At 72.5% G+C, this 26,256-nt stretch carries 24 protein-coding genes and 1 pseudogene; 10 read left to right on the forward strand and 15 right to left on the reverse strand.

Annotated elements, in window-relative coordinates:
• Window positions 1–3 precede the first annotated feature (3 nt).
• From QQZ13_RS16075 to QQZ13_RS16085, 3 genes are read left to right on the forward strand one after another with little or no spacing between them, the layout of a single operon-like run.
• On the forward strand, window positions 4–969 hold the full coding sequence (locus QQZ13_RS16075) for an ABC transporter permease (protein ID WP_284530589.1): 966 nt from the start codon (window positions 4–6) through the stop codon (window positions 967–969).
• Window positions 970–976: 7 nt separating this feature from the next.
• Window positions 977–1,882 (forward strand): ABC transporter permease, encoded by a 906-nt coding sequence (locus QQZ13_RS16080; protein ID WP_284530591.1) that lies wholly within the window; start codon window positions 977–979, stop codon window positions 1,880–1,882.
• The gene (locus tag QQZ13_RS16085; protein WP_284530592.1) at window positions 1,879–3,495 is read left to right on the forward strand and encodes an ABC transporter ATP-binding protein; all 1,617 of its coding nucleotides are present in this window, start codon (window positions 1,879–1,881) and stop codon (window positions 3,493–3,495) included. Before QQZ13_RS16080 ends, QQZ13_RS16085 begins: the two co-directional genes overlap by 4 nt.
• Before the next feature lie 15 nt (window positions 3,496–3,510).
• On the opposite strand, the gene QQZ13_RS16090 is transcribed toward QQZ13_RS16085, so the two are convergent.
• The 9 genes and pseudogenes from QQZ13_RS16090 to QQZ13_RS16130 all read right to left on the reverse strand — a co-directional run bounded on the left by QQZ13_RS16090 (window position 3,511) and on the right by QQZ13_RS16130 (window position 13,788).
• Window positions 3,511–4,164, reverse strand: a complete 654-nt coding sequence (locus QQZ13_RS16090; RefSeq protein ID WP_284530593.1) for an SDR family oxidoreductase — start codon at window positions 4,162–4,164, stop codon at window positions 3,511–3,513.
• Between the two features lie 71 nt (window positions 4,165–4,235).
• Window positions 4,236–4,733, reverse strand: coding sequence for a DUF427 domain-containing protein (locus tag QQZ13_RS16095; protein ID WP_284530595.1), 498 nt, complete (start codon window positions 4,731–4,733; stop codon window positions 4,236–4,238).
• Between the two features lie 138 nt (window positions 4,734–4,871).
• Window positions 4,872–7,097, reverse strand: coding sequence for a TIM-barrel domain-containing protein (locus QQZ13_RS16100; RefSeq protein WP_284530597.1), 2,226 nt, complete (start codon window positions 7,095–7,097; stop codon window positions 4,872–4,874).
• Window positions 7,094–8,308: a glycoside hydrolase family 15 protein gene (locus QQZ13_RS16105; protein WP_342395276.1), complete on the reverse strand. Its 1,215-nt coding sequence runs from the start codon at window positions 8,306–8,308 to the stop codon at window positions 7,094–7,096. Before QQZ13_RS16105 ends, QQZ13_RS16100 begins: the two co-directional genes overlap by 4 nt.
• Before the next feature lie 286 nt (window positions 8,309–8,594).
• Window positions 8,595–9,569, reverse strand: a pseudogene (locus QQZ13_RS16110) (sugar ABC transporter substrate-binding protein); the annotation flags it as partial.
• A gap of 54 nt (window positions 9,570–9,623) precedes the next feature.
• Window positions 9,624–10,439: a carbohydrate ABC transporter permease gene (locus QQZ13_RS16115; protein ID WP_284530601.1), complete on the reverse strand. Its 816-nt coding sequence runs from the start codon at window positions 10,437–10,439 to the stop codon at window positions 9,624–9,626.
• Window positions 10,432–11,385, reverse strand: a complete 954-nt coding sequence (locus QQZ13_RS16120) for a carbohydrate ABC transporter permease (RefSeq protein WP_284530603.1) — start codon at window positions 11,383–11,385, stop codon at window positions 10,432–10,434. Before QQZ13_RS16120 ends, QQZ13_RS16115 begins: the two co-directional genes overlap by 8 nt.
• Complete coding sequence (locus QQZ13_RS16125) at window positions 11,382–12,587, reverse strand: ROK family transcriptional regulator (RefSeq protein ID WP_284530604.1); 1,206 nt, start codon at window positions 12,585–12,587, stop codon at window positions 11,382–11,384. Before QQZ13_RS16125 ends, QQZ13_RS16120 begins: the two co-directional genes overlap by 4 nt.
• 121 nt (window positions 12,588–12,708) lie before the next feature.
• The gene (locus QQZ13_RS16130; RefSeq protein WP_284530607.1) at window positions 12,709–13,788 is read right to left on the reverse strand and encodes a crosslink repair DNA glycosylase YcaQ family protein; all 1,080 of its coding nucleotides are present in this window, start codon (window positions 13,786–13,788) and stop codon (window positions 12,709–12,711) included.
• A 356-nt stretch (window positions 13,789–14,144) separates the two neighbouring features.
• On the opposite strand from QQZ13_RS16130, the gene QQZ13_RS16135 reads away from it, so the two are divergent.
• Together QQZ13_RS16135 and QQZ13_RS16140 are read left to right on the forward strand one after the other, a co-directional pair.
• Complete coding sequence (locus QQZ13_RS16135) at window positions 14,145–14,543, forward strand: HNH endonuclease (protein ID WP_284530609.1); 399 nt, start codon at window positions 14,145–14,147, stop codon at window positions 14,541–14,543.
• Window positions 14,540–15,628 carry a putative zinc-binding metallopeptidase gene (locus QQZ13_RS16140; protein WP_284530611.1) on the forward strand — a complete coding sequence of 363 codons (1,089 nt, stop codon included), beginning with the start codon at window positions 14,540–14,542 and terminating at the stop codon, window positions 15,626–15,628. Before QQZ13_RS16135 ends, QQZ13_RS16140 begins: the two co-directional genes overlap by 4 nt.
• Before the next feature lie 27 nt (window positions 15,629–15,655).
• Here the strand turns inward: QQZ13_RS16140 and QQZ13_RS16145 are convergent, their stop codons facing one another.
• Window positions 15,656–17,062 carry an NAD(P)/FAD-dependent oxidoreductase gene (locus QQZ13_RS16145; protein WP_284530612.1) on the reverse strand — a complete coding sequence of 469 codons (1,407 nt, stop codon included), beginning with the start codon at window positions 17,060–17,062 and terminating at the stop codon, window positions 15,656–15,658.
• 96 nt (window positions 17,063–17,158) lie between these two features.
• On the opposite strand from QQZ13_RS16145, the gene QQZ13_RS16150 reads away from it, so the two are divergent.
• From QQZ13_RS16150 to QQZ13_RS16165, 4 genes are read left to right on the forward strand one after another with little or no spacing between them, the layout of a single operon-like run.
• Window positions 17,159–18,010 (forward strand): ABC transporter ATP-binding protein, encoded by an 852-nt coding sequence (locus QQZ13_RS16150; RefSeq protein ID WP_284530613.1) that lies wholly within the window; start codon window positions 17,159–17,161, stop codon window positions 18,008–18,010.
• Window positions 18,007–18,687 (forward strand): ABC transporter permease, encoded by a 681-nt coding sequence (locus QQZ13_RS16155; protein ID WP_284530616.1) that lies wholly within the window; start codon window positions 18,007–18,009, stop codon window positions 18,685–18,687. Before QQZ13_RS16150 ends, QQZ13_RS16155 begins: the two co-directional genes overlap by 4 nt.
• Complete coding sequence (locus tag QQZ13_RS16160; RefSeq protein WP_284530618.1) at window positions 18,684–19,427, forward strand: ABC transporter permease; 744 nt, start codon at window positions 18,684–18,686, stop codon at window positions 19,425–19,427. The genes QQZ13_RS16155 and QQZ13_RS16160 overlap by 4 nt, the downstream gene beginning before the upstream one ends.
• Before the next feature lie 57 nt (window positions 19,428–19,484).
• On the forward strand, window positions 19,485–20,402 hold the full coding sequence (locus tag QQZ13_RS16165; protein WP_284530620.1) for an ABC transporter substrate-binding protein: 918 nt from the start codon (window positions 19,485–19,487) through the stop codon (window positions 20,400–20,402).
• Window positions 20,403–21,105: 703 nt separating this feature from the next.
• Here the strand turns inward: QQZ13_RS16165 and QQZ13_RS16170 are convergent.
• From QQZ13_RS16170 to QQZ13_RS16190, 5 genes are all read right to left on the reverse strand, one after another.
• Window positions 21,106–22,422, reverse strand: a complete 1,317-nt coding sequence (locus QQZ13_RS16170; RefSeq protein WP_284530622.1) for an LLM class flavin-dependent oxidoreductase — start codon at window positions 22,420–22,422, stop codon at window positions 21,106–21,108.
• Window positions 22,419–23,738 carry an O-acetylhomoserine aminocarboxypropyltransferase/cysteine synthase family protein gene (locus QQZ13_RS16175; RefSeq protein WP_284530623.1) on the reverse strand — a complete coding sequence of 440 codons (1,320 nt, stop codon included), beginning with the start codon at window positions 23,736–23,738 and terminating at the stop codon, window positions 22,419–22,421. The genes QQZ13_RS16170 and QQZ13_RS16175 overlap by 4 nt, the downstream gene beginning before the upstream one ends.
• Window positions 23,739–23,836: 98 nt before the next feature.
• Complete coding sequence (locus tag QQZ13_RS16180; RefSeq protein ID WP_284530624.1) at window positions 23,837–24,805, reverse strand: squalene cyclase; 969 nt, start codon at window positions 24,803–24,805, stop codon at window positions 23,837–23,839.
• 73 nt (window positions 24,806–24,878) lie between these two features.
• On the reverse strand, window positions 24,879–25,370 hold the full coding sequence (locus tag QQZ13_RS16185; RefSeq protein ID WP_284530625.1) for a bifunctional nuclease family protein: 492 nt from the start codon (window positions 25,368–25,370) through the stop codon (window positions 24,879–24,881).
• A gap of 84 nt (window positions 25,371–25,454) precedes the next feature.
• Window positions 25,455–25,967, reverse strand: a complete 513-nt coding sequence (locus QQZ13_RS16190; RefSeq protein ID WP_284530626.1) for a GNAT family N-acetyltransferase — start codon at window positions 25,965–25,967, stop codon at window positions 25,455–25,457.
• Window positions 25,968–26,076: 109 nt separating this feature from the next.
• Between QQZ13_RS16190 and QQZ13_RS16195 the strand changes: the two genes are divergently transcribed.
• The gene (locus QQZ13_RS16195) at window positions 26,077–26,253 is read left to right on the forward strand and encodes a hypothetical protein (RefSeq protein WP_284530627.1); all 177 of its coding nucleotides are present in this window, start codon (window positions 26,077–26,079) and stop codon (window positions 26,251–26,253) included.
• Window positions 26,254–26,256 lie beyond the last annotated feature (3 nt).

The following is a 26,256-nucleotide window of genomic DNA, read 5'->3' on the forward strand; positions in this document are numbered from 1 at the left end:
CGCATGAGGATCCAGCCCGCACGCATCGCGCGGTTCCTCGGCGTGCGTCTGCTCTCGTCGGCGATCGTGCTGTTCGGCGTGCTGGTGGTCGTGTTCGCGCTCATCCAGCTCGTCCCCGGCGATCCCGTCCGCCTCGCCCTGGGCACCCGCTACACCCCCGAGGCCTACGAGGCGCTGCGGGCGGCCTCGGGCCTGGACCGGCCGCTGTGGGAGCAGTTCCTCGGCTACCTCGGGAGCGCCGTGACCGGCGACCTGGGAGTGAGCTTCCGCAACGGCCAGCCGGTGACGACCACGCTGTTCGAGCGACTGCCCGCCACCGTGTCGCTGGCCGTGGTCGGCCTGGTCATCGCGCTCGTCATCGCGATCCCCGCCGGCATCTGGTCCGCCCTCCGCGAGGGACGTGCGAGCGACCTCATCGTGAGGCTCACCAGCCAGTTCGGCGTCTCGATCCCGGACTTCTGGCTCGGGATGCTGCTCATCTCGCTGTTCTCCGTGACCCTCGGGTGGCTGCCCGCCAGCGGCTACGCGCCCCTCGCGGAGGACCCGGCACGATGGCTCCGGCAGGTGACGCTGCCGGCGCTGACGGTGGGACTGGTCGCGGGTGCGATCATGACGCGCTACATCCGCGCGGCCGTCATCGACGTGGCCTCCTCGGGCTACGTGCGCACGGCGGTGTCCAAGGGACTCCCGCCGCGCGTGGTCACGTTCCGCCACATCGTGCGCGGGGCTCTCGTGCCCGTCCTCACGATCGCCGGGATCCAGCTCGCGACGATCCTCGGCGGCGTCGTCGTCGTGGAGGTCGTCTTCGCGTGGCCGGGCCTGGGTCGTCTCGTGTACGAGGCGGTGGCCGCGCGCGACTACCCCCTCATCCAGGGCGCCGTCCTGCTGGTCGCCGTCATGTTCATCGTCGTGAACCTCGTCGTCGACGCGCTCTACGCCGTCGCCGATCCGAGGATCCGGGTCTCGTGAGGTGCCCATGACCGTGGATCAGACCCCCGTCCCCGTCGCCGCGGATCCCCCGCGCGGACGGATGTCGACGTGGCGGCTGCTGCTGTCCAACCCGATCTCCGTCGTCAGCGGCTCCGTCCTGGTGCTCATCGTCGCCGCCTCGATCCTCGCGCCCTGGATCGCGCCGTACGGCATCAACGAGATCGACGTCGCCGGCGCCCTCGCGCCGCCGAGCGCGGCGCACTGGTTCGGAACCGACGAGCTCGGACGGGACGTGCTCTCCCGCGTGCTCGTCGCCGGATCGACGTCGCTGTCGATCGCGGCGGTCGCCGTCCTGTTCGCCCTCGTTGTCGGCGTCTCGGTCGGTGCGGTGGCCGGCTACCGCGGCGGGTGGGTGGATGCGGCGCTGATGCGCGTCGTCGACGTGATGTTCGCGTTCCCCGTGCTGCTGCTGGCCCTCGCGATCGTGGCGATCTTCCAGCCCGGCCAGGTGACGACCATGATCGCCATCGGAGTCGTCTACACGCCGATCTTCGCGCGTGTCGCCCGCGCGAGCGCCCTCTCGGTGCGCACCTCGCCCTTCGTGCAGGTGTCGCAGACGATGGGGACCCCGGCCGGCTGGATCCTGTTCCGCCACGTGCTGCCGAACATCTCCGGCCCACTCGTGGTGCAGACCTCGCTGTCGCTCGCGTTCGCGATCCTGTCCGAGGCGGCGCTGTCCTTCCTGGGGCTCGGCATCCAGCCTCCCGCGCCCTCGTGGGGCGGCATGCTGTTCACGGCTCAGGGCTTCCTCACGCAGGCGTGGTGGATGAGCGTCTTCCCCGGAGCGGCGATCTTCGTCACGGCGCTCGCGTTCAACCTGGTGGGCGACGGCCTGCGCGACATCCTCGATCCGCGTCAGCGCACCCTGATCGAGGCGAGGAGGATCCGATGACGCTGCTGACGGTGCGCGACCTGCGGGTCGCCGTCGGGCCCCGGGAGATCGTCCACGGCGTCGACCTCGCCGTGGAGCGCGAGCAGACGCTCGGCATCGTGGGCGAGTCGGGGTCGGGCAAGACCCTGACCGTGCTCGCCGCGACGGGACTGCTCGACGTCCCCGGCGCGCGGGTCTCGGGAGCGAGCCTCCTCGGTCCCGGTGCACGCGACGAGGGCGCCGCGGCGCTGGACCTGGTGACGGCGTCCGCGGCGCAGCTGCGCCGCGTGCACGGGAGCCGCGTCGGCTTCGTCTTCCAGGACCCGTCGACCTCGCTGAACCCGTACCTCACGGTCGGGCGGCAGATCACCGAATCCCTCGAGACCCATCGCCGGCTCGGGCGGCACGCGGCACGCCTGCGCGCCATCGAGCTGCTCGAGGCGGTCGGGCTCCCCGATCCGGGCGAGCGCGTGGACGCGTACCCGCACCAGTTCTCCGGCGGCCAGCGTCAGCGGGCGATGATCGCGATCGCGCTGTCCTGCGACCCGGATCTGCTCGTCGCGGACGAGCCGACGACCGCGCTGGACGTCACGACGCAGGCGCAGATCCTGTCGCTCGTGCGCGACCTCCAGCGCGAGCGCGGCACCGCCGTCGTGTGGATCAGCCACGACCTCGGCGTCATCGGGCAGGTGGCCGACGACGTGCTCGTGCTGCGCGACGGGCGCGCCGTCGAGCAGGGACCCATCGGCGCACTCTACGCCGCACCCGCCCACGCCTACACCCGGGAGCTCCTCGAGGCACGTCCCCGGATCGTGGCGGGAGCGGGACCCCGCCCCCGGCCCGACGCGCCGCCGCTGCTCGCCGTCGAGGGCCTGGACGTGCGGTTCACGATCGGCACCCCGACCGGCCGGCGCACCGTCCACGCCGTCGACGACGTGTCCTTCACCGTCCGGCGGGGCACCACCCTGGCGCTGGTCGGCGAGTCGGGTTCGGGCAAGTCCACGATCGCCAACGCGCTCACCGGTCTCGTCCCCCCGCACCGCGGCGCTGCGACCCTCGGCGGGTCGGACCTGCTGCGGGCGCGGCGGCGCGACCGGCGCCGGATCGCGATGGTGTTCCAGGACCCGTTCGCCTCGCTCGATCCGCGCCGCAGCGTGGGCGACGCCATCGCGGAGCCGCTGCGCGTCCATCGTCTGGGCGGCACGGGTGCCGCGGCCCGGGCGCGGCGCGTGGCCGAGCTCCTGGACCTGGTCGACCTTCCGGAGGCGTTCGCCGGGCGCTTCCCGCACGAGCTGTCCGGCGGGCAGCGGCAGCGCGTGTCGATCGCCCGTGCTCTCGCGCTCGAACCGGAGCTGATCATCCTCGACGAGGCGACGGCCTCCCTGGACGTGTCCGTGCAGGCGCGCGTGCTGGGGCTGCTGCGCCGGCTGCAGGACGAGCAGCACCTCACCTACCTCTTCATCGCCCACGACCTGGCCATCGTCCAGCAGATGAGCCACGACGTCGTCGTGCTCCAGAACGGCCGCGTCGTCGAGGCCGCGCCGGCCGCGGAGCTGTTCGCGTCGCCCCGCGATCCGTACACCGTCCGGCTGCTGGAGGCCGTGCCGCCCGAGCTTCCGCGCGCGGCGCGCTGAGCCGGCCGGCCGGACTCAGCCGGCGAGGGTGCGCAGCGCCTCGTCGATCGGCACGTCGCCGCTGTTGAAGGTGACGGTCCGGCGCGAGGTCGCAGGCTCGGCGATGGCTGCGGCGATCACGGCGGCGACGTCGGCGCGGGCGACCGAGGCGGGCTCGGCGGCCCGCACGTCGATGCGGCCGGTCGGCGGGTCGAGGGTCAGCGCGGAGGGCGCGAGGATCGTCCAGTCCAGCGAGCTCGCGCGCAGGTGCGCGTCGGCCGCCGTCTTGGCCTCGGCGTAGGCGAAGAAGGGATCGTCCGGCGAGACGCCGTGGCCTTCGCCGGCCCCGAAGTAGGAGACCATCACGTACCGGCCCACCCCGACGGCGGCCGCCGCGTCGATCGAGCGGATGGCGGCGTCGCGGTCCACGGCGTACGTGCGCGCGGGATCGCCCCCGCCCGCGCCCGCCGACCACACGACCGCGTCGTTGCCGCTCACGAGGTTGGCGAGCTGATCCGTGTCGAGCGACTCGACGTCGGCGACCAGCGCCGTCGCGCCGGTGCTGGCGACATCCACCTCGTGCTCCGGATTGCGGATCACCGCGGTGACGTCGTGGCCCGCAGCCACGAGGAGCGGCTCGAGGAGCAGCGCCACCTTCCCGTGTCCGCCGATGAGCAGGATTCTCGCCATGGTGGTTCCTTCCGTCGTGTCGAGCCTACGTCGCGCGCGTTCCGGCCGGGCGGCTCGCACCGGCGGGAGGGTCACCACCCCATCGAACCCGGGACCCCTTTGAACGGCCCGGCGACCCACGACGTGACCCAGCCGCCGTAGAACCCGCCCGGCTGGGGCTCCACGGTCTCACCGTCGACGGTGCACCGGTCCATGCCGCCGGCGTACACCGCCACGCGGCCGACAAGGTCGCCGTAGCCTCCGCTCGGGTCGGGGTACCCCCAGGCGGCGCGCTCGCGCACCTGGTCGCCCCCGACGACGTCGAAGTACGCCGCCTGCCCCTTGAACTCGCACCAGGACGACCCCGCGGCCGGCCTCAGCGCCCCGGGGGCGAACGCGCTCTCGGGCAGGTAGTACACCGGCGGGTGACTCGTCTCGAGCACCCGCACGACGTCGGTCGTGTCGACGATGACGACGCCGCCCAGCTCGATGGTCACCCGCGAGGAGATCCGCTCCGCGCGCGGCGGCCTCGGGTAGTCCCACACGGACTCCTGGTCGTCGCGGACGGGATCGGGAACGGGGCGTCGCATGTCCTTCACTGTACGTCGGCGCAGCGCCCCCAGGGCCGGGATGACGGGGGGCCGGGATGCCGGGGGATGCAGGGGCGGGATGACACGGGCCGGAGCCCGCAGGGTCCGATTCCCGCGGATCCCCTGCCGCGGTCGCCCTCACGCCTCGGAGGCGAACGCCCGGAGCACCTCCGCACCGGCGCGGGCGAACACCGGGATCCGCTCGATCGGCGTCTCCACGCGCACCCGGCGCGCGCCGTCGTGCGTCGCGCCGGACCAGACGTCCACCCACGAGCCCTCGGGCAGCCAGACCTCGACCGACGTCGCCCCCGGCTCCAGCACCGGGGCCACCAGCAGATCGGCGCCGAGCATCCACTGCGCCCCGGTGTCCCACGCCTGCGGATCGTCGAAGAAGAGGGGCCGCATGAGGGGTCGGTCCGTGGCGATCGTCTCGCGTGCGGCGGCTTCGAGGTACGGGACGAGCCGCTCCCGGAGGTGGGTGAACGACCGGACGAGCGGCAGCACCCGCTCGTCGCCGGTGCGCTCGGCGATGTTCCACGGCGTCCGGTCGCGCGAGGGCGTGCGGTGGTGGTTGAACTCCGAGTGGTACTGCATGATCGGCACGAAGGTCGAGGCCTGGAAGGCCCGGATGTAGAGCTCGGCGTCCGGGATCTCCCCCGAGAAGCCCGCGATGTCCCATCCCCAGTAGACGATCCCGCTCGCGGCGGCCGACAGGCCCGCGTTCATCGACCACGCGAAGGCCTCCCACGTGGAGTTCTCATCGCCCGCCCAGAACGCGCCGTGCGCCTGCGAGCCGGTGAATCCCGCGCGACTGAAGGTGACCGGCGCCTTGCCCGCCGAACGCAGCAGCCGGCCGTACGCGTCGGCGTACGCGACCGGGAAGGTGTTGTTCTTCTCGTCGCCGCCGCGCCCGTCGAGATACACGAGCTCGGCACCCCACGCGTGCTCCCCGCCGTCGGTCTTGAAGCCGTCGACGCCGATCTCCTCGACGAGGTAGCGGCGCTTCTCGGTCCACCAGTCGGCGGCCCGCGCATCGGTGAGGTCCGGCATGAGCGACAGCGGGAACCACCAGCCCCGGTTGCGGTACGGCCGGAGCGCGCCGCGGGCGTCGGGCTCCCGGATGAGCACGTCCTCGGCGATCGCGGCGCGCGCGTCGGCCGACAGCTGTCCGGACGGATGCGGACGCATCTTCAGCAGCGGGATCTGCCACAGGTGCAGCCGGATGTCCCGTCGGTGCAGCTCGTCGGCCATCCCCTTCGGGTCGGGCCAGGCCCCCTCGGCGGGGAAGGTGAAGTCGCCGAGCCGGTGCGGGGCGCCGTCGTGCGACACCTCGTACCGGGCGTCCCGGAAGGCGGTGAAGGTGGACTCGTCGCTCCACGCCTCGATCACGACCGATCCGACGGGGATGTCGTGGGCTGCGTGCAGGTCCATCTGACGCATCACCTCGGCCTGCGTGTTCCACTCGTTGCCGCTGGCCCACAGCCGGAAGACCCAGCCCGGAAGCTCCTCGGCGCGGCCGACGCGGTCGAGGAACGCCCCGAGCACCTCGGTGGGGGTGCCGTCGAACAGGCGCAGGTCCAGGACGCCGTCCGGGCCCGCCTCGGCCTCCACCTCGATCCGGTCCGCGTGGGTGCGGCCGAGGTCGAACCACACGCGCCGCGTGGTGTCCACGTGGAAGCCCCATCCTTCGCCGCCCACGACGTGGGCGAACGGCATGGGGAGGTAGGTCTTGCGCTCCGCGCCCTGGCTCTTGTACTGCTCGAACACCACCGAGTCGAGCACGGCTCCCGTGTGATCGAGCGTGTCGAAGCGCTCCCCGAACCCGGTGACGTGCTCGCCGGGTGCGAGGGGCAGCGCGAAGCGCACCCGCCACGCGCGCTCCCCGTCGTGGAGACGCTGCACCGATCCGGCCAGCGCGCGGGCGCGACCGTGCTCGATGAGCGCCTCCGGCGCGTCCTCCCAGGTCGCGGCACGGAAGGCGAACGTCCTCGACCGCTCGGTGCGCCCCTGACCGGACACCGCGGTGAACCGGTAGCGATAGGTGCCGCCGGAGCGCAGCACCGGCGTGGTCGCCTGCCAGCCGCCGACCGCGCGCGCACGCCGGCTCTGCGCCGAGGCGAGGTGGCCACCGTCGGTGAGACGGCCCCGCGAGGTGGTCGCGACGGGCTCGAGTGTCAGCTCGACGCTCTCGCCGGCGCCTCCGGCGTCGGGGAGCCATTCGAGGACGCAGGTCACCGCGGTGACGGCGCCGTCGGCCCGCACCCCGAGGGTGGCCGTCCGGCCCGCCTCGGGCACCACCGGGTGGCGCTGCTCGGTGTCGACGGAGTACGGATGGCCGGAGCCGGCGGGACGGTGGCGGATCATCGGGGGTCCTTCAGCGAGTCGGGGGTGAAGCGGCCCAGAGCCAGGCCCAGGCGCAGGAGCATCGCGTGGCTCCACAGCAGCGGGGTCGCCGCGGTGCCCCAGCGGTCGATCCACTCCTGGCGCATGCCCGGGGCGATGAGGTGGTCGGCGACCTGCTCGGGCAGGTCGAGGTCGGGGGTCGCGGTCGAGGCGGCCCAGTCGAAGAGGGCCTCGGCGGCGGCGCGGTCGCCGGCGGCGAGGTGGGCCAGACCGAGGAAGCAGCTCAGGAGCGGCCACTGGCCGCCGCCGAAGAAGGTGTCGCCCAGGAAGCGGTGGACGCCTCCGTCGACGTTCAGGTGCGCGTCGAGCACCGCGATCGTCCGCGCGCCGAGCACGGAGCGGGCCTCGACGAAGCCGAGCGGGGCGACGGCGGCCGCCAGGCTCCCGTCGACGGCGGTGCTCCCGAGCCATTTGCGGAGGTGGCCGTCGAGCACTCCCTCGGCGGCGACGAGGGAGCGGATGCCGTCGACGGCCGCCGCCGCACGCTCCGCGCGCCCGGGGTCGAGCAGGGGCGCGACGGCCTCCAGCCCGGCTCCGACGCAGGCGAGGGTGGACACGTGCACGTGGGTCGCGTGCTCCTCCCACCAGTCGTAGCAGGGGCGCTCCCACGAGGCGACGAGGTAGTCGACCGTCAGCTCGACGGCGGCGCGCCAGCGATGCACGTCACCGCCGTGCCGATCAAGGTGGGCGACGAGCGCCCAGAGCCAGGTGCCGTAGCCGTCCAGCTGGAAGTCCCACCACTCGTCGGACCCGTCGCCCCCGTCGAAGGTGAAGCGGGCGGGCAGCATCCGCTCGGCGGCCGGCGGACGGCCCGCAGCCGACTCGGCGACGATCCAGCGGATGAGGTCGGCCCGATCCTCGAGGACGCGGGCGCACCAGTCGAAGAAGCGCTCGGCCGAGGCCGCCTCGCCCGCCGCCGAGGCGGCGTCGGCGATGAACGCGCCGTCGCGGAACCAGCAGTAGCCGCGATAGGCCGAGAACGTCGGACTCGCCGGGTAGGCCCCCTCGGGAGTCTGCAGCGCGGTGATGAGCCGGATGCTGTGGGCGGCGAGCGCGGCCGTCGGAGCGGCGGTACGGGTGTCGGGCACGGGGTTCCTCTGTCTCGAGAAGGCGGGCGGGACCGCGGGGCGGCGAGGGCGTGCGGCGGGCGGGAGACACCCCCCCCCCCCCACCCCCGGGCGACCGCAACCGGCCGACGACCTCGGTCGCCAGGGCGGGGATCGCGTCGGCGACCGTGGCGCGACCGGCCGCGATCTCGCCGAGCGCGTTGCCCACGGCGTCCTGGATCTGGGTCGCGTTGGCGCCCAGCTGCGGCGCGTCGGCGACGTGCTCGAGGGAGTCGAACACGGCGATCCGGTTGGCCGGCGGCGTCTGCTCCAGGTAGGGCGCGAGGAGAGACTCGTCGCTGATCGCGGGAAGCTCCCACCCGGCGTTCAGGCGCACGTCGACCATCTCCTGCGAGCTGGTCAGGAACTGCGCCCACTTCTGCGCAGCCTCCTGGTGCTCCGCGGACTGCGACACGACGACAGCGTTGGAGAACGTGGCGCTCGCCTTCTGCGCGTCACCCGGCTCGACGGCGATGTCCCACTCGAACGGCAGGTCGCCGACGAGGCTGATCATCCAGATGCCCGTGTGCCACATGGCGAGCTTCCCGTCCTTGAACAGGTTGGTGTCGAAGTCGGGCGTGCCCGCACCGTCGGCGGCGGTCGGCATGACCGTGCCCGACTTGCCGGTGAGCCACTCGGCGGCGGCCTTGCCGGCGTCGGAGTCGAAGCCCGCCGACCCGTCGTCTCCGAGGAAGCTGCCGCCGGCCTGCTGCACGGCCTTGTAGTACTCGTAGTACGAGATCGGCTGGTAGTCGCCCCAGACGCCGGCCCCGGCATCGGTGAGCTTCTCGGCGGCCGCCTTCTCGTCGGCCCACGTCCAGTCGGAGGTGGGGTAGTCCACGCCCGCCGCGTCGAACAGCTCCTTGTTGTAGAACAGCACGACGTTGGAGAACGACGACGGGAGGCCGTACTGGGTCCCGTCGACGGCGTAGGTGTCGAGCACTCCCTGGCGGTAGAGCGACGTGTCGACGGCGTCGAGCGGCGCCAGCACGCCCGAGGCCTGGATGTTGGCGAAGGCGCCCGCGTCGACGTCGAACACGTCGGCCTGGGTGCCGGCGGCGAGGTCGGTCTGCAGCTGCGTGAAGTAGTTGGCGTAGTCGGTCGTCGTGACGTCGACGGTGATGCCGGGGTTGGCATCCTCGAAGGCGTCGACGATCGTCTGGAGGTTCTCCTCGTTGCCGCCGTTGGAGATGAAGTTGGCGTAGGTGATGGTGACGTCCTCGTCGGTGGCGGCCGGGTCCGGCGATGCCGACGAGGAGCACCCCGCGAGGGCGAGGACCGCCGCCGCGGCGACGACGCCGACGACGGGCTTGCGGATGCTGTTCATGATGGGTGCGATCTCCTTTGATTCGGGTGGTGCAGGTGGTGCAGTGGTGACGGGCTACTTCAGTCCGGCACCGGCGACGCCCTGGACGATGTACTTCTGGGCGAAGACGTAGAGGGCGAACATCGGGATGATGCTGATCACCGAGCCGGCCATGAGCACGTCCCACTGCGTGGAGTACTGGCCCTGGAGGCTCGTGAGGGCGACCGGGAGGGTCTGCATCAGCGGCTCGCGGAGGATGATCAGCGGCCACAGGAAGCTGTTCCACGTGTTGAGGAACGCGAAGACGGCGAGGGTCGCCAGGGCGGGGCGGATGAGCGGCAGGATGATCTGCACGAAGATCCGGAGGTGTCCTGCCCCGTCGAGGGTCGCCGCCTGGTCGAGGTCGTAGGGCACGCTCGCGATCGCCTGGCGCAGCAGGAACACCCCGAAGGCGGTCGCGATCGTCGGCAGGATCGCCCCGGCGTAGGTGTTGATGAGGCCGAGCGCCTTCATCTCGGCGAACAGCGGGACGATGAGCACCTGGAACGGGATCATCATCGTCGCGAGGTACAGCACGAACAGGGCCCCGCGGCCGGGGAACGGCATCCGCGCGAACACGTAGGCGGCCATCGCGCTGGTCAGCAGCTGCAGGAGCGTGCTCGCCACGGCGATCAGCAGCGAGTTGGCGATCACGCGACCGAACGGCACGCGCGAGAACAGCTCGACGTACGGCGAGAGCGACGGGTCGTCGGGGATGAGCTGCGGCGTCGTCGTGAGGGTGGCCCCGGGGGTGATCGAGGTGACGACCGTCCACACGAACGGGAACACCATCACGAGGGCGCCGACGATGAGGACGGCGTACAGCGCGAGGCGCGGGAGCGGCCTAGTCATAGTTCACCCACCGCTTCTGCCCGGAGAACTGCACGAGGGTGACGATCATGATCACGAAGAAGAGCAGCCACGACAGCGCCGAGGCCATGCCCGCCTGGCCGTAGCGGAAGGTCAGGTCGTAGACCTGCTGCACGACCACCTGGCTCGAGTTGTTCGGCCCGCCCCCGGTCATCACGTACACCTGGTCGAACACCTGGAAGCCGTTGATGAGCGAGAGCACGATCACGAAGAAGGTCGACGGCGACAGCATCGGCAGGGTCACGCTCACCAGACGCCGCCACCAGCCGGCGCCGTCGAGCTGGGCGGCCTCGTACAGGTCGGGGTTGATCGACTGGAGCCCGGCGAGCAGGATCACCATGACGAAGCCGAGGTCCTTCCAGGCCGAGGCGAGGATGATCGACGGCATCGACCACGCCGGGTCGGCCCACCAGCCGGGGCCTTCGATCCCGAACCAGGCGAGCACGTTGTTGACGACGCCGTTGCTCGGGCTGAGGAGCCACCGCCAGACGAGGGCGACGACGACCCAGCTGGTGATCACCGGCAGGAAGTACATGCCGCGCAGCGCCGCCCGGCCCTTCAGCCGCGCGTTGAGCGCGAGGGCGAGCGCCAGGCCGCCCACGTAGACGATCGGCAGGTAGCCGACGATGTACATGACGGTGTGCAGGAAGGCGTCGCGGGTCGCGGGGTCGGTGAGCAGGTGCGCGTAGTTGTCGAGTCCCACCCACTGCATCGGGCCGATGAGGTTCCAGGAGTGCAGGCTCGTCCACGCCGCGCTGATCATCGGGCCGATCACGAAGGCCAGGAGCGGGATGAGGCTCGGCAGGAGGAACGCCGCGACCGTCAGCGCGTACCGCACGCGGCGGCGGCCGGGCATGCCCCGCCGTCTCGCGGGCGAGGACGCGGGCGGCGAGGCGAGCGCCGCCCGGGCGGGAGCGGTCGTGGTCATGGCCGGTGCTCCATCGCCGCCACCAGGCGCTCGCGCACGAGCCGGCCCTGGTCGCCGGCGACGCCCTGCGCGTCGAACGGGGTCGCCAGCACCAGAGCGGCGGCACCCTGCGCCCAGCGGTCGTCGTCCCAGCGCTCCACCTCGACCGTCACGCCGCGCTTGCCCGGCACGAGCGCGCTGCGGAGGGCGGCGTCGAACGCGTCCTGCCAGTGGCTCCACGCCTGCACCCCCTCGCCGAGGAGCACGACGACCTCCGGATCGAGGAGATTGACCGCTCCCGCCATCGCGCGGCCCAGCTGGTGGCCCGCGTGGGCGAAGATCTCGCGCGCCTCGGCATTGCCGGCGTCCGCGAGCGAGCGCAGCTCGTCGACGCCCTCGTCGGGGTCGATGAGCCGGATCGAGCGCGCGTCGTTCACCAGGGCGCCCTGACCGATGATCGCCTCCAGGCAGCCGCGGTTGCCGCACTGGCAGAGCGGCCCGTCCTCGCGCACCGGGACGTGTCCGAAGTCGCCCGCTCCGCCCGAGCGACCGCGCACGATCACCCCGTCGGCGATGAGTCCGGCGCCCACGCCGTTGCCGACGGTGACCACGAGCACGTTCCGGAACCGGCGCCCCTGGCCGAACAGCTGCTCGGCGGCGCTCAGCGCGTTGACGTTGTTCTCCACGACGACCGGGAGGTGCAGCGCGCGGCGCAGCTGCTCGCCGAGGGGAACCTGCACCCAGCCCAGCTGGGTCGAGTCAACGACGCCGATCCCCTGCTGGGCCACGGTTCCGGGAAGGCCGACGCCGATCCCCAGCACCCGCGCGGATCCGCTCTGCTCGATGAAGCGGCGGACGGTGTCGATGAGGTGGGAGGCGGCCAGCGGCGAGACCGCGTCGAACGGCTGCACGTCGGCGCGGCGCACCACGCCGTCGATGCCGACCTCGACGAAGGCCACGTGGTCGGGGGCGACCTTCACGCCGATCGCCGCGAGGTCGTGCGAGACGAGGCCGAGGAGGCGCGCGGGGCGCCCGCCGCTGCTGGCGGCCTCCTGCTCCTCGATCAGCCCGTCGGCCAGGAGATCGCGGGTGAGCTGGGTGACGAGGGCGGGAGAGACCTCCAGCGCCCGGGCCAGGTCGGCGCGGGAGGCGCTGCCGTGCGCTCCCAGGTGCGCCAGGATCGCGGTGCGATTGACGTCGGTCTGGCTTCGCGCTGCCGCCACGGTGAACTCCTTTGTTTACAACTGAATAAACAGTAGAAGTAAGTCCGGGACGACGTCAATACTCGGTTTCGGCTGGAGGGCCGAGGAGACTCCGGCGGGCGTCGGCGGGTGGGGGCCGAGCTCAGCGCAGGCCGGCGACGGGCACGCCGAGCCAGCTGCCGAGATCGAGGATCTCCGCACGGACCATCTCGGTCTCCTCGTCGTCCCACGGCACGAGCTCGTGGACGGCGTTCACCACGAGGGTCTCCCGCTTCTTGTCGAGCTGGGCGTCGAGCTGCCCGATGAAGCGGTCGCCGACGAGGATCGGGTGGGCGAAGTAGCCGAACTTACGCTGCGCCGCCGGCTTGAACTGCTCGAGGATGTAGTCGAACTCGAACAGCTCGCGCAGCCGCGGGCGATCGAACAGGAACCTGTCGTAGGGGTTCAGGATGGCGACACGGCCGCCGGGGTCCTCGTCGAGCGCCGCCAGCGCGGCGGGATCGACCCGCCACGTCCAGGAGCTCCCCTCGACCCGCGCGGGCTCCCCCGCCGTCCCCACCGGCGTCCAGGGCGACTTCTGCTTCGCGAGGCCCGCCGCCTGCAGCCGCCGCGCCTCGAGCACGCGCTCGGCCTCCTCGTAGTCGAGCACCGGCAGATCAGCCGGGTACACGCGCTCGCCGATGTCCCACACCCGCTGACGGCCCTCGCGTCCGACGATCCCCACCTCGCCGAGATAGGAGAGCAGGTCGAGCATCCGCGGCACCTGGTTGGAGCCGTACCAGCCGGCCTCGTCCTTGTGGGCCACCTGGCTGGTGTCGGAGATCTGGGACGCCGGCATCGGCCCCTCGGCGCGCAGGCGCGCCAGCACGTCGGCGCGGAACGCGGCGTTGGCGGCCATCCACGCGCTCGCCTGCGCCCGGAACACGCGCCCCCGCATCCGGGCGACCATCGCCGGCATGAGGCTCGCGGCGTGGAAGTGGCCGTCGAACTCGAACAGCAGCCGGTCCTGCTCGACCGCCTTGCGCAGCTGACCCGGCTCGTACGACCAGCCGATGCGACTCCACGGCACCGTCTGCTCGGCGGGTGCGATCGTCGCCGTCGGGTCGATCTTGATCGAGCCGAGCTGCTCGGCGACCTCCACCACGTCGCCGGGTCGCTGCGCGTCGAGCAGCTGCGCGCGCACGACCAGGCGGCGGGCGTCGTCTCGGGAGAGCTCGTGCATGTCACGACAGTAGCGAGGAGCGCCGACCTCGGATCGACGACACTCGTTGCCGCCTCGCCGAGAGGTGATGGCACTCGTTGCCGCCTCGCCGAGAGGTGATGGCACTCGTTGCCGCCTCGCTGCCCGGGAGCCGACGACGACTGCCCACTGTTCACGTGGTCCACGCTCGCATCGGGCCGAGGGCGACGAGCACCGCCGACGCCGGCCGGAGTCCGCGCGAGAGGGCGGTGCCCGTGTGACAGGCCTCGCCGCATCCGTCCGGCTCGCCCCAGGGGTTCCGGGGGTACGGCTGCCCACCCCCCGGGTGCGCCGCGCGTCCCCGCCTCCCCGCGCCCGGGTGGCGCTACCGTCGGGTCATGACCGTCCGCAAGCCCGCGCAGACCCGGCGCGCCCGTGCCGCGCGGCGGCGCGCGAAGCGGGTGGCGGCCTCGGGGAGCGACCTGACGGATGCCGAGTGGTTCGCCATCCTCGACGCGTGGGCGCGCTGCGCCTACTGCGGCGCCGACGGCGTGGCCCTGCAGCGGGACTGCGTGCTCCCGATCTCGCGCGGCGGCCGGTACACGCTCGAGAACGTCGTCCCCGCCTGCCGCTCCTGCAACGCCAGCAAGAGCAACGAGGAGGTCACCGTGTGGATGCGGCGCCGCCGGCTGGACGAGCCCGCCTTCCTGGTCGCCTGGTACGGGATCGTCGCCGGGCTGCGGACTCCTCCCCGGGCATCGGCCGACGAGGAAGCCGGCGCTAGCGTGATCCCGTGAGCACCACGCCCCGCTGCCCTTCCTGCCGACGCTTCCTGACGCTCGACACCCTGCGCTGCCCCACGTGCCGCACCGACGTCGGCTACCAGGTGATCGACCGCGCCTTCCACCCCCTCCGCGACGACCGCGTCGTCATCGACGGGGTCACCTGGTACGCGTGCTCGCAGCGCGAGTGGGGATGCAACTGGCTCGTGCGCGAGGACGCGCCCGCCGGGCGCTGCATCTCGTGCCGCCTGACGCGCACCCGTCCGCCGTCCGACGACACGATCGCGCTCGAGAAGCTCGCCACCACCGAGGAGGCCAAGCGCCGCCTCCTCCTCCAGCTCGCCGATCTGGGGCTGCCGATCGTGCCGTGGGACGTCGAGCCCGGCGGGCTCGGCTTCGACCTGCTCTCCAGCCGTTCCGACGGACGCCGCGTGATCATCGGCCACGCCGGCGGGATCATCACGATCGACCTCGCCGAGAGTCTCGACGACGTCCGCGAAGCGCTCCGCGTGCGCCTCGGCGAGCCGTACCGCACGATGCTCGGCCACCTGCGCCACGAAGTCGGGCACTACTTCCAGAACGTGCTCATCACCGACGAGGCGACGTGGGCGCGGTGCCGCGCGCTGTTCGGCGACGAGCGCGAGAGCTATCGCGACGCGATCTCGCGCCACTACGCCACCGGAGCGCCCGAGGGGTGGCGCGACTCCTACATCTCCGAGTACGCGACGATGCACGCCTGGGAGGACTTCGCCGAGACCTTCGCCCACTATCTGCACATCTGCGGCACGCTGCAGACCGCCGCGGCCATCGGCATCCACCTCGACGCCGCGGCCACCGACCTCCGCGACGTCGACGTGGTGCCGCGCGAGTCGTACCGCGACGAATCCGTCGGGCGTCTCCTCAGCGACTGGGACTGGATGTCGCAGGCGTTCAACCGGATCAACCGCTCGATGGGACTGGGGGACCTGTACCCGTTCACCATCTCGGCCCCCGTGCAGGACAAGCTGGCCTTCGTGCACGAGCTGATCACCCGCGCGCCGCTGACCACGGCGCAGCAGGTCGCGCTGGCGCTGCCGGATCCCTCGGACGAGCGGAGCTGATCCGGGCGCCCGGGCCGCCCGCGCCGATCAGACGTCGGGCCGGCCGTAGGCCTCGAGCCAGCGCAGCCACACCTCACTGACGGTGGGGTAGGGCGGGACCGCGTGCCACAGGCGCGCGATCGGCACCTCGCCGACGATCGCGACGGTCGCCGCGTGCAGGAGCTCCGCGACGTCGGGGCCGACGAAGGTCGCCCCCACGAGCACGCCGCGCTCCTCGTCGACGACCGCGCGGGCGGTCCCCTCGTATCCCCGCGCGTAGGTGCTCGCCCCGGCGACCCAGGACAGGTCGTAGTCGAGCACGCGCACCGCGATCCCCTCGGCACGCGCCTGCGCCTCGGTGAGGCCCACCGCGGCCGCCTCCGGCTCGGTGAACACGACCTGCGGCACGGCGCGGTGGTCGGCGGTGGCGGCGTGCGCGCCCCACTCGCCGTCGTCGACCGCACCGCCGGTCGCGCGCGCCGCGATGACGTCGCCCGCCGCGCGCGCCTGGTACTTGCCCTGGTGGGTGAGCAGCACGCGGTGGTTCACGTCGCCGACGGCGTACAGCCAGTCCGAGCCGCGGACGCGCAGCGTGTCGTCGACCTCGAGCCAGCCACCGGGCTCGAGGCCGACGGCCTCCAGCCCGATGTCCTGCGTGCGGGGCACGCGGCCGGTCGCGACCAGTCCCTCGGCGGCGCGGACGGCCGACCCGTCGGCCAGGGTCACGACGACCGTGCCGTCGGGCTCCCGGTCGACCCGAGCGATCTCGGCGCCGATGCGCACGTCGACACCGGACGCGCGCAGCCCGCCGGCGACGCGCTCCCCGACGAAGGGCTCCATGCCGCGCAGGAGGGCGGACCGCGCGAGCACGGTCACCTGCGTGCCGAAGGAGGCATAGGCGGTGGCCATCTCGCATGCGACGACCCCGCCGCCGAGCACGACGAGCGACGCCGGCACCTCGCGGGCGCCGGTGGCCTCGCGGCTCGTCCACAGCTGCGCGTCGGCGAGGCCGGGCACGTCCGGGAGCAGAGAAGCCGATCCGGTGCACACCGCGACCGCGTGACGGGCGCGCAGCACCCGGTCGCCGACGGCGACCTGCCGCTCGCCGACGATGCGCCCGTGGCCGCGGACGAGGTCGATGCCGGCGCCGTCGAGCCACGACACCTGGCCACTGTCGTCCCACTCGTGCACGATCTCGTCGCGCCGGCGGAGCACGGCCGCCACGTCGACGCCGCCGGTGACGGCCTCCGCCGCGCCGGGCGCGTCGCGCGCGGCCCGGAGCGCCGCGCCCGCGCGCAGCAGCGCCTTGGACGGCATGCACGCCCAGTACGAGCACTCGCCGCCGACGAGCTCGCTCTCGACGATCACGGCGCGCAGCCCGCGCTGCACCGCACGGTCGGCCACATTCTCGCCGACGGGGCCGGCTCCGATCACGATGAGGTCGTAGTCGTCCATGGTCCACGCATACCGGAAGTGTGACGCTCTATGCCAGCCCCTTCGACGATGTCGGAGGAGTGTGATTGGGTGAGGGGCACGCGATCCGGAGGCGACATGTCGATAGAGTTCCGCGCCGTCACGAAGCGATTCCCCGACGGCACCACAGCCGTCGACGACTTCAGCCTGCTCATCCCGGCGCACAAGACGACGGTGTTCGTCGGCTCCTCGGGATGCGGCAAGACCACGCTGCTGCGCATGATCAACCGGCTGATCGAGCCGACCGAGGGCGACATCACGATCGACGGCGAGAGCATCCGCGGCCGCGACCCCGTGCAGCTGCGCCGGGGCATCGGCTACGTGCTGCAGAACTCGGGCCTGCTCCCCCACTTCACGGTCGCCGACAACGTCGCGACGGTGCCGGTGCTCACCGGCACGCCGCGCAAGCAGGCGCGCCAGCGCGCCCTGGAGCTCCTCGACATCGTCGGCCTCGACCGGCGCCTCGCCGACCGCTATCCGCGGCAGCTCTCCGGCGGCCAGCAGCAGCGCGTGGGCGTCGCGCGCGGGCTCGCGGCCGACCCCAACATCCTCCTCATGGACGAGCCGTTCGGCGCCGTCGACCCGATCGTCCGCAAGGAGCTGCAGGCCGAGACCCGCCGGCTCCAGCGCGACCTCGACAAGACCGTCGTGTTCGTCACGCACGACATCGACGAGGCGTTCCTGCTCGGAGACCAGGTCGTCATCCTCGAGAAGGGCGCCAAGATCGCGCAGATCGGCACCCCCGACGAGATCATCGAGAACCCGGCGAGCGACTTCGTCGCCGAGTTCGTCGGGGTCGATCGCGGCACGCGGGCGCTGCGCGCCAAGCAGACACCGCGGGGCACCGTCCTCGTCGACGACGCGGGCCGCACCCAGGGCGTGCTCGTGTCCGGCGAGCCGGCCCCGTCCGCTCCCGGGGACCGCGCGTGAACTGGGTCCTCGACAACCTCGACCTCATCTGGGGACTGACGCTCGAGCATCTGCGCCAGAGCATCATCCCGATCGTGCTCTCGTTCGTCATCGCCCTGCCGATCGGCTGGGCCGCCTGGCGCTACACCCCGTTCCGCGGAGCGGCGCTCACGACGATCGGCCTCCTCTACACGATCCCCTCGCTCGGCCTCTTCGGTCTGCTGGGGGCCTTCGGCATCCCGTTCCTGTCCGAGGTCAACCTGATCATCGCCCTCACCGTCTACGGCGTGGCCATCATGACCCGCTCGGTCGCCGACGGCCTCGACTCCATCGACCCGGCCGTCCGCGCGTCGGCCGTGGCGGTCGGGTACGGACCGTGGCGGCGGTTCTGGGCCGTCGACTTCCCGCTGTCGGGCCCCGTTCTGCTGGCGGGCCTGCGGGTCACGGCGACCTCGACGATCTCGCTGGCCACCGTCGGCATCCTCATCGGCGTCCAGAACCTCGGCTACCTGTTCACGAACGGCTACCAGCGGCGGATCGTCGAAGAGGTGCTCTCGGGCGTCGTGGCCGTCGTCGTGATCGCGCTCGTGATCGACCTCGCCCTCGTCCTGCTCGGCCGGGTGCTGATGCCGTGGCTGCCGCGGCGCCGTGAGAGCCGCGCCGTGACGCGCCGGGTGCTGGCGGAGGCGACGGCGTGAATCTGTTCTTCGACGCGTTCGCGTGGATCTTCTCTCCCGACCGGCTGAGCGGGTCGTCGGTGCCGCTGCCCCTGGCCATCTGGCAGCACCTGGCCTTCACCTTCGGATCCGTCGCGATCGCCGCGCTCATCGCCATCCCGCTCGGATGGCTCATCGGCCACACAGGCCGCGGCCGCGAGATCGCCGTCGCCGTGTCGGGGGCGGCGCGCGCGCTGCCGTCGCTGGGTCTGCTGCTGCTCCTCATCCTCATCATCGGCGTCGTCCACAAGACCGAGGCGGCCGTCATCTCGTTCGTGCTGCTGGCGATCCCGTCGATCCTCGCGGGCGCGTACGCCAGCTTCGAGGCCATCGACCGGGCCGTGATCGACGCCGGGCGCGCGGTCGGCATGACACCCTGGCAGGTGCTCTGGAAGATCGAGGTGCCCCTCGGCCTGCCGCTGCTGATCGGCGGCCTGCGCTCGGCGACCCTTCAGGTCGTCGCGACGGTCACGATCGCCGCCTACGCAGGGCTCGGCGGCCTCGGCTTCTACTTCCTGCAGGGCATCCAGCTCAACCGCTTCGACCAGGTCCTCGGCGCCTCGCTCATCGTGGTCGCCCTCGCCCTCTTCCTCGACGGACTGTTCGCCCTGCTGCAGCGTCTCGTCGTCCCGCGCGGCGTCGCCGGTCGCGCGAGCGCCGAAGGCCGCACCCCGTCTCTCAGGCCCCACAAGACGGCTGACGCGACCGGCTCCACCGTCTGATCCGCACCACTTCCCGTCCCGCACCGCACACACCGCACATCACGAAAGGTCTGCACCATGACCCGCATCCGCACCCGCCTCACCGCGACCCTCGGGCTCGCGACCGTCGCTGCGCTGGCTCTCGCCGGCTGCGCCACCTCCGACCCGCTCGGCGGCGACAGCTCGAGCGCCCCGCCGGCCTCCGGCGACACCTCGACCATCGTCGTCGGCTCCCAGGCGTACTACTCGAACGAGATCATCGCCGAGATCTACGCCCAGGCGCTCGAGAACGCCGGCTTCACGGTGGAGCGCAAGTTCCAGCTCGGCCAGCGCGACATCTACATCCCGTCGCTCGAGGACGGCAGCGTGCAGCTCATCCCCGAGTACACCGGCAACCTGCTGCAGTTCTTCGACGAGGCCACCACGGCCACCGCGTCGGAGGACGTGTACGCCGCCCTCGCCGACGCCCTGCCCGACGGTCTGACCGTGCTCGACCAGTCGTCGGCGACCGACCAGGACTCGTACAACGTCACGGCCGAGTTCGCCGCCGAGAACGACCTCACCGAGATCGGCGATCTCGCCGGCATCGCGAACCTCACCCTCGGTGGGGCTCCGGAGCTCGAGGAGCGTCCGTACGGCCCGAAGGGTCTGAAGTCGGTCTACGGCGTCGACGTCGCCTTCTCGGCCACGGCCGACACCACCGTCGACGAGCTCGTCGCCGGCAACATCCAGGTCGCGAACGTCTACAGCGCCGACCCGCGCATCCAGACCAACGACCTCGTCACCCTGGCTGACCCCGAGGGCCTGTTCCTCGCGTCGAACGTGGTGCCGCTGGTGAGCGAGTCGATCGCGGAGGAGATCGCCGACGTGATCAACCCGATCAGCGCCGCTCTCACGCCCGAGGGCCTCGTGGCGCTGAACGTCGAGTCGACCGAGGACAAGCGCTCCTCCGCCGACATCGCGACCGACTGGCTGGCGGCCAACGGTCTCGACTGACACCCGTCACGCGAACGCCCCCGGGATCCGTTCCCGGGGGCGTTCGCCGTTGCGCTGCGGTGCGCCGCCGCGGCCGGGGCCCGTCGCCGCGGAGGGGACCCGGTCGTTGAGCGAGGAGCGCAGCGACGAGACGAAACGCACCCGTCCACAACTCCGGAAGGTCGCCCCCGGAACGCGGTCGACCGGCACGTGACAGGCCGCTGGGCGGGAATGTTCCGGAGTTGCGAACCGAGGACCGGGCCGGGGCGAGACCCGGGGACGGACCCGGGGAGGGCGCCCGGTCGTTGAGCGAGGAGCGCAGCGACGAGTCGAAACGCACCCGTCCACAACTCCGGAAGATCACCCCCGGAACGCGGTCGACAGGCGCGTAACAGCCCGCTGGGCGGGAATGTTCCGGAGTTGCGAACCCAGGACCAGGCCGGGAGGGACCCGGGGAGGGCGCCCGGTCGTTGAGCGAGGAGCGCAGCGACGAGACGAAACGCACCCGTCCACAACTCCGGAAGATCGCCCCCCAACCGCGGTCGACCGGCCTCTCACAGCCCGCTGGCCGCGAATGCTCCGGATTTGCGAACCCAGGACCGGGCCGGAACGGACCCGCGGACGCACCCGGTCGTTGAGCGAGGAGCGCAGCGACGAGACGAAACGCACCCGCTCCCGGACCGGACGCGGCGAGACGTCTCGTCGCGCAACGACCGCGGGCGGGTCAGAACGCGCGCAGCGTCGCGTGAAGGCCGCCCTCGACGTGATCGCGGCGGAGGATGCCGCGGCGGCGCAGCACCGGCACGAGCTCGTCGAGCGTGCGGTGGATCGTCACCGGGTGCAGGTCGCCCCACAGCAGGACGCCGTCGTTGCCCCACTCGCCGAGCTCCTCGACGAGTTCGGCGAACTCCTCCGCGGTGCCGACGAATCCCGAGCGATCCGAGATCCGGCCCAGCCGCGCCAGCGATGCCAGGTGCGCACGGAGCGGGGTCGTCGCGACATCGCGGTCGCCGGTGAGGCGCCGGATGCTGCCCTGCGACACATGCTCGCCGAAGATCGACGGATCGAGCGGAGCGTCGAGGTCGAGCCCGGTGAGATCGGTCTCGAGGTCGCTCGACTGGCGCTGCGCGATGAGGGTCAGCGCCCGGTCGTCGGGGTTCGCGGCGGCGGCGACCAGGCGGTCGGCCTCTTCCGCGCTCGACACGATGGTCGGCTGGATCGCGAACATGATGGTGATGTCCTCGGGGCGCCGCCCGCGCTCGACGGCGGCGGCGTGGATGCGCGCGCGGTACTCCCGCACGCTCTTCTCGGTGAGCGGCGCGAGCGCCAGCTGGATGTCGGAGTTCGCCCCGGCGAACGCGAGTCCGCGCCCGGAACCGCCCGGGGAGGCGATCACCGGCTCGCCGTGCTCGAAGGGCACGGCGTTGAGCGGCCCGTCGAAGGCGAAGTACTCGCCGCGGTGGCGGACGGCATCCAGCTTGGTCCCGTCGGCGTAGACGCCCGAGACGGGATCGGCCACGAGCGCGCCGTCTCCCCAGCTGCGCCACAGCGCACGGATGCCGGCGAGCCACTCCTCGGCGCGGTCGTACGCGGCGTCGTGCCCGAGCTGCGGAGCGTCGCTGAAGTGGCGGGCGCTTCCCGTGTCGGTGACGACGTTCAGCCCGAGCCGGTGGCCGCTCAGGTGCTGCAGGGTCGAGAACTGACGGGCGGCCGTGTACGGCAGGGTGGCGGCGGGGTTGACGGTCGGGATGACCCCCAGGTGGGTCGTCGCCTGGAACAGGTAGGGCGCGAGCAGCAGCGGGTCGAGCTTGGGCCCGCCGAAGGCGTGCCGCACGCGCGTGTCGATCGTCGCGGGTGAGCCGAGCGACGGCGCGTCCTCGATGAGGACGAAGTCGAACCCCGCCTGCTCCAGCTCCCGCGCCGACTGCTGGTAGAGCTCGGGCGAGGTCCAGCGCCAGTCCCAGTCGAGGTAGGGGTGGCCCCACCCGTGCGGCCCGAAGCCCCGCGCCAGGAACCAGCCGAAGTGCTGGGGGACGCTCACGCCGGCACCTGCCACGCCACCGAAGCCGGGATCACCGGCGCCGCCCCGGCGGCCAGTGCCCGGTCGAGGTCCTCGAGGAGGTCGTCGACGTCCTCGATGCCGATGGACACCCGCAGGGTCCCGGGATGCACGCCCAGGGCCCGGCGCTCCTGCTCGGTCAGCTGCACGTGGCTCGTCGACGCCGGGTGCAGCACGAGCGAGCGCACGTCGCCGAGGTGCGTCATGTGCGTGAACACGTCGAGGGACTCGACGAGGCGGCGGGCGTCGCCGGCGCCGCCCGCGACGGTGAAGGTGAACACCGAGCCGAAGCCGTCCGGCAGCAGCTCGGCCGCGAGGGCGTGGTCGGGATGCCCGGGCAGGCCCGCGTAGTCGACCGAGGCGACGGCGGGGTGCGCGGCGAGCCAGCGTGCCACGGCGAGCGCGTTGGCGGACTGCCGCTCCACCCGCAGGCTGAGGGTCTCGATCCCCTGGCCGATGAGGAAGGCGTTGAGGGGCGACGGGGTGGGGCCCAGTCGCGGACTCACGCTCTCCCGCGCATACGCGATCCGGGCGTCGCCGCCGACGCGGTCGGCGATGCTCGGCGCTCCGTTCCGGCCGGGGGCGACCAGGTGCGGGAACTTCTCACCCGAGACCGCGGGATCGAACCGGCCGCTGTCGATGATCGCACCGCCGATGACGGCACCCTGCCCGGAGAGGAACTTGCTCGCGGAGTGGACGACGACATCGGCGCCGTGCTCGATGGGGCGCAGCAGATAGGGCGTCGCGAACGTGTTGTCGACGACGAGGGGGATGCCGTGGGATCGGGCGACCGCCGAGACGGCGGCGATGTCGAGGATGCGGTTGGCGGCGTTGGAGATCGACTCGGCGAACAGGGCCTTCGTGGTCGGACGGATCGCCGCCTCCCAGGCCGCGGGGTCGCCGATGTCGTCCACGAAGTCGGCGTCGATCCCGAACCGGGAGAGGTTGTCGAGGATGAGCCCGCGGGAGCCCTCGTAGATGTGGTTCGAGACGACGATGTGGTCGCCGGCGGCGGCGAGGCTCAGCAGTGCCACGGAGGTCGCCGCCTGGCCGCTGGCCAGCAGCAGCGCCTGCGAGCCGCCCTCCAGCGCGGCCAGTGCACCCTCGACCGCCTCGACGGTGGGGTTGCCGATCCGGGTGTAGGCGTAGCCCTCGCCCGACCCGAAGTGGGCGGCCGCGTCGCCGTACTCGTCGAAGCTGAATCCGGCGGTCAGGTAGATCGGCGTCGCGCGCGGGGACGATCCGCCGACACGGCCGCGCTCGTGCACCTGCCGCGTCGTGAATCCCTTGCCTGCCATGGCCGTCCCTTCCTCGCCGACTGCCATCTTGCGACGGGGAGGCGCGCGGCACCTACTCGCGGTGTCGCCGTGTTACGGCGGGCAGGCGCGGGGGCGGCTCACGCGCCGGCGGCCGACGCGGCATCCCACCGGTCGAGCGCCCGCTGCGCGAGGAAGGTCACCCACTTCGACGGCTCCCCCGGCGGCACGTCGTGCGTGATCCAGGTCTCGCCGCCGAACAGCCAGCCCTGCAGCCACCGGCCGTCCTCGCCCCGCGCGGCCCGCAGCCGCTCGACGGCCTCGCTCGCGCGCGGGTCGGGCGGCGTGCCGTCGTGCAGCGCGGCCTCGGTGACGTGGTCGACGGCCTTGAGCAGGGTGAACGGCGCCCGGTAGGGATGGACGATGAGGTCGGCCCACGGACCGACCCGCTCGCCCGTGGACAGCCGGTACCGGAGCCGCCGGGTGAGCAGGTACTCCTCGCCGCTGTGCCGGGCCTCTCGGACGCTCGTGTCGCCGGTGAGCTTCTCGTAGGCGAGGAGGCCGCGCACGGCGTTGATGGTCGAGTGGAACGACGAATGGACCGACCCCTCGACCCACTCGCAGTCCCAGCCCCCGTCCGAGACGATGTGCGCCGGGAACCACGCCGCGAGCTGCGACATGTCCTCGCCGAGCCAGGCGCCGTTGGCGAGCGTCATCGCGTTGATGCACACGTCGACCTCGCCGTCCCAGTAAGGGAGGTCGTCGTACTCCCAGCGGCTGTTGCGGCGGAGCTTCTCGCCCGTGCCGGCGAGCACCGCCGGGTCGAGCCCCCATTCGCGCAGGCTCGTCAGGGTCCAGGTGGTGGCGGTGTAGGGCTGCTCGTCCTGTGGAGGCTGCTCGGTCATCTCCGCCGGGAAGAACGCGCCGCCGGCCCACTGGCCGTCGGCGTCCTGATGCGACAGCAGGGCGGCACCGTCGCCCTCGACCGCGATGCGGGCACGGGTCTGCTGCCACACCTCCTCGGGCTCGCCGAGCAGGTCGCGCTGCACCTGCCAGCGCAGCGTGGGGTCGGAATCCAGCAGCCAGTCCGTCACGTCGCGGTCCACCATGAGCACAAACTACGCCGCCGGTCCGACATCGCGGCGTCCGCGACGCCGGAGATCCGCGGCGGAAGGCCGGACGTCAGCCGCGGAAGTCGTCGGGGTCGACGTCGTCGAGGAAGCGCTGGAACTCCTCGACCTCCTGCTCCTCGCTGCCCTCGACGATCGTGCCGGGCACCCCCGCCTCCTCGAGCACGTCGTCCGCGACGAACACCGGCGCGCCGGTCCGCGACGCGAGCGCCACCGCATCGGAGGGCCGCGCGTCGACGACGTGCACCCCCGAGGGGGCGCGCAGAGTCACCTCGGCGTAGAACGTGCCCTCCTCGATGCGGGTGATGTCCACCCGTTCGACGGCCGCGTCGGCGGCGTCCAGCAGCGAGCGCATGAGATCGTGGGCGAGCGGGCGGGGCGCCTGGGCCCCCTCCACCGCGATGAGGATGGAGGTCGCCTCCTGCGCGCCGATCCAGATCGGCAGGACCCGGCCGTCGCCGTCGGCGTCGTCCTGCGGCGTCAGCAGGATGACGTGCTGTCCCGCTCCGTCGAGGGCCACCCCCGCCACGCGCACCTGGACCATCCGCGGCCTCCGATCGCTCCCCGCCATCGTAGGCAGACGGGCGCCGCGCCGTCAGCCCCGGGAACGGCCGGCAGTGGCCGCTGCTCAGCCGCGGGCGAGCTCCGCCAGTGCCGCGCCGCTCAGCCGCTGCGTCGTCCACTCGTCCTGCGGCTCCGCTCCGATCGAGCGGTAGAACGCGATCGACGGCGCGTTCCAGTCGAGCACCGTCCACTCGAAGCGGCTGTAGTCGCGGGCGACGCAGACGGCGGCGAGCGCCCGCATGAGCGCCTTCCCGTAGCCGCTGCCGCGCCGGGCCTCGTCGACGTAGAGGTCCTCGAGCCAGATCCCGTGACGACCGGTCCACGTCGAGTACGTCACGAACCAGATCGCGATCCCCACGATCTCGCCCTGACGCTCGACGACGTGCGCGAAGACGCGCGGCTCGGCGCCGAACAGGCTCGCGGCGAGCGCCTCCGCGGTGTTCTCGACGGCATCCGGCTCGCGCTCGTACACCGCCAGGGCGTGGATGAGGGCGAGGATGCCGTCCTCGTCGCCCGGCCGCGCCGCGCGGAGGACGGCGCCGTCGGGGAGGATCGTCGAGCTGTCCGGTGAGGTCACGATCGCGAGCGTACCCGGCGGCAGGGCGGGCGACGCAACCGGGTGCACGCGATCCCGGGCGGACATGACCCGGGTGCACGTGATCCGGGGTGGACGTAACCTGGGGTGCATGGGAGGCACGCTCGGGTTCGACGAGGTGTGGCGGCCGTCTGCGGCCGAGGCGCACGCCGTGTGGGATGCGGAGAAGATCATCCCCGCCCCCGCGCCCATCCCCGGGGACGGACCGGGCGTCATCACCGATGGCCGCATCGTCATCGAGACGGGTCTGAGACCCGCGCGGGACTGAGCG

The organism is Microbacterium sp. T2.11-28 (assembly GCF_950097975.1).
Taxonomy (GTDB): Bacteria; Actinomycetota; Actinomycetes; order Actinomycetales; family Microbacteriaceae; genus Microbacterium.

Coding starts and splice junctions, on each gene's coding strand:
- QQZ13_RS16165 (WP_284530620.1), top strand. CDS start 19,485: ATGACCCGCATCCGCACCCGCCTCACCGCGACCCTCGGGCTCGCGACC.
- QQZ13_RS16175 (WP_284530623.1), bottom strand. CDS start 23,738: ATGGCAGGCAAGGGATTCACGACGCGGCAGGTGCACGAGCGCGGCCGT.
- QQZ13_RS16075 (WP_284530589.1), top strand. CDS start 4: ATGAGGATCCAGCCCGCACGCATCGCGCGGTTCCTCGGCGTGCGTCTG.
- QQZ13_RS16180 (WP_284530624.1), bottom strand. CDS start 24,805: ATGGTGGACCGCGACGTGACGGACTGGCTGCTGGATTCCGACCCCACG.
- QQZ13_RS16195 (WP_284530627.1), top strand. CDS start 26,077: ATGGGAGGCACGCTCGGGTTCGACGAGGTGTGGCGGCCGTCTGCGGCC.
- QQZ13_RS16115 (WP_284530601.1), bottom strand. CDS start 10,439: ATGACTAGGCCGCTCCCGCGCCTCGCGCTGTACGCCGTCCTCATCGTC.
- QQZ13_RS16085 (WP_284530592.1), top strand. CDS start 1,879: ATGACGCTGCTGACGGTGCGCGACCTGCGGGTCGCCGTCGGGCCCCGG.
- QQZ13_RS16150 (WP_284530613.1), top strand. CDS start 17,159: ATGTCGATAGAGTTCCGCGCCGTCACGAAGCGATTCCCCGACGGCACC.
- QQZ13_RS16120 (WP_284530603.1), bottom strand. CDS start 11,385: ATGACCACGACCGCTCCCGCCCGGGCGGCGCTCGCCTCGCCGCCCGCG.
- QQZ13_RS16080 (WP_284530591.1), top strand. CDS start 977: ATGACCGTGGATCAGACCCCCGTCCCCGTCGCCGCGGATCCCCCGCGC.
- QQZ13_RS16095 (WP_284530595.1), bottom strand. CDS start 4,733: ATGCGACGCCCCGTTCCCGATCCCGTCCGCGACGACCAGGAGTCCGTG.
- QQZ13_RS16130 (WP_284530607.1), bottom strand. CDS start 13,788: ATGCACGAGCTCTCCCGAGACGACGCCCGCCGCCTGGTCGTGCGCGCG.
- QQZ13_RS16145 (WP_284530612.1), bottom strand. CDS start 17,062: ATGGACGACTACGACCTCATCGTGATCGGAGCCGGCCCCGTCGGCGAG.
- QQZ13_RS16135 (WP_284530609.1), top strand. CDS start 14,145: ATGACCGTCCGCAAGCCCGCGCAGACCCGGCGCGCCCGTGCCGCGCGG.
- QQZ13_RS16100 (WP_284530597.1), bottom strand. CDS start 7,097: ATGATCCGCCACCGTCCCGCCGGCTCCGGCCATCCGTACTCCGTCGAC.
- QQZ13_RS16185 (WP_284530625.1), bottom strand. CDS start 25,370: ATGGTCCAGGTGCGCGTGGCGGGGGTGGCCCTCGACGGAGCGGGACAG.
- QQZ13_RS16090 (WP_284530593.1), bottom strand. CDS start 4,164: ATGGCGAGAATCCTGCTCATCGGCGGACACGGGAAGGTGGCGCTGCTC.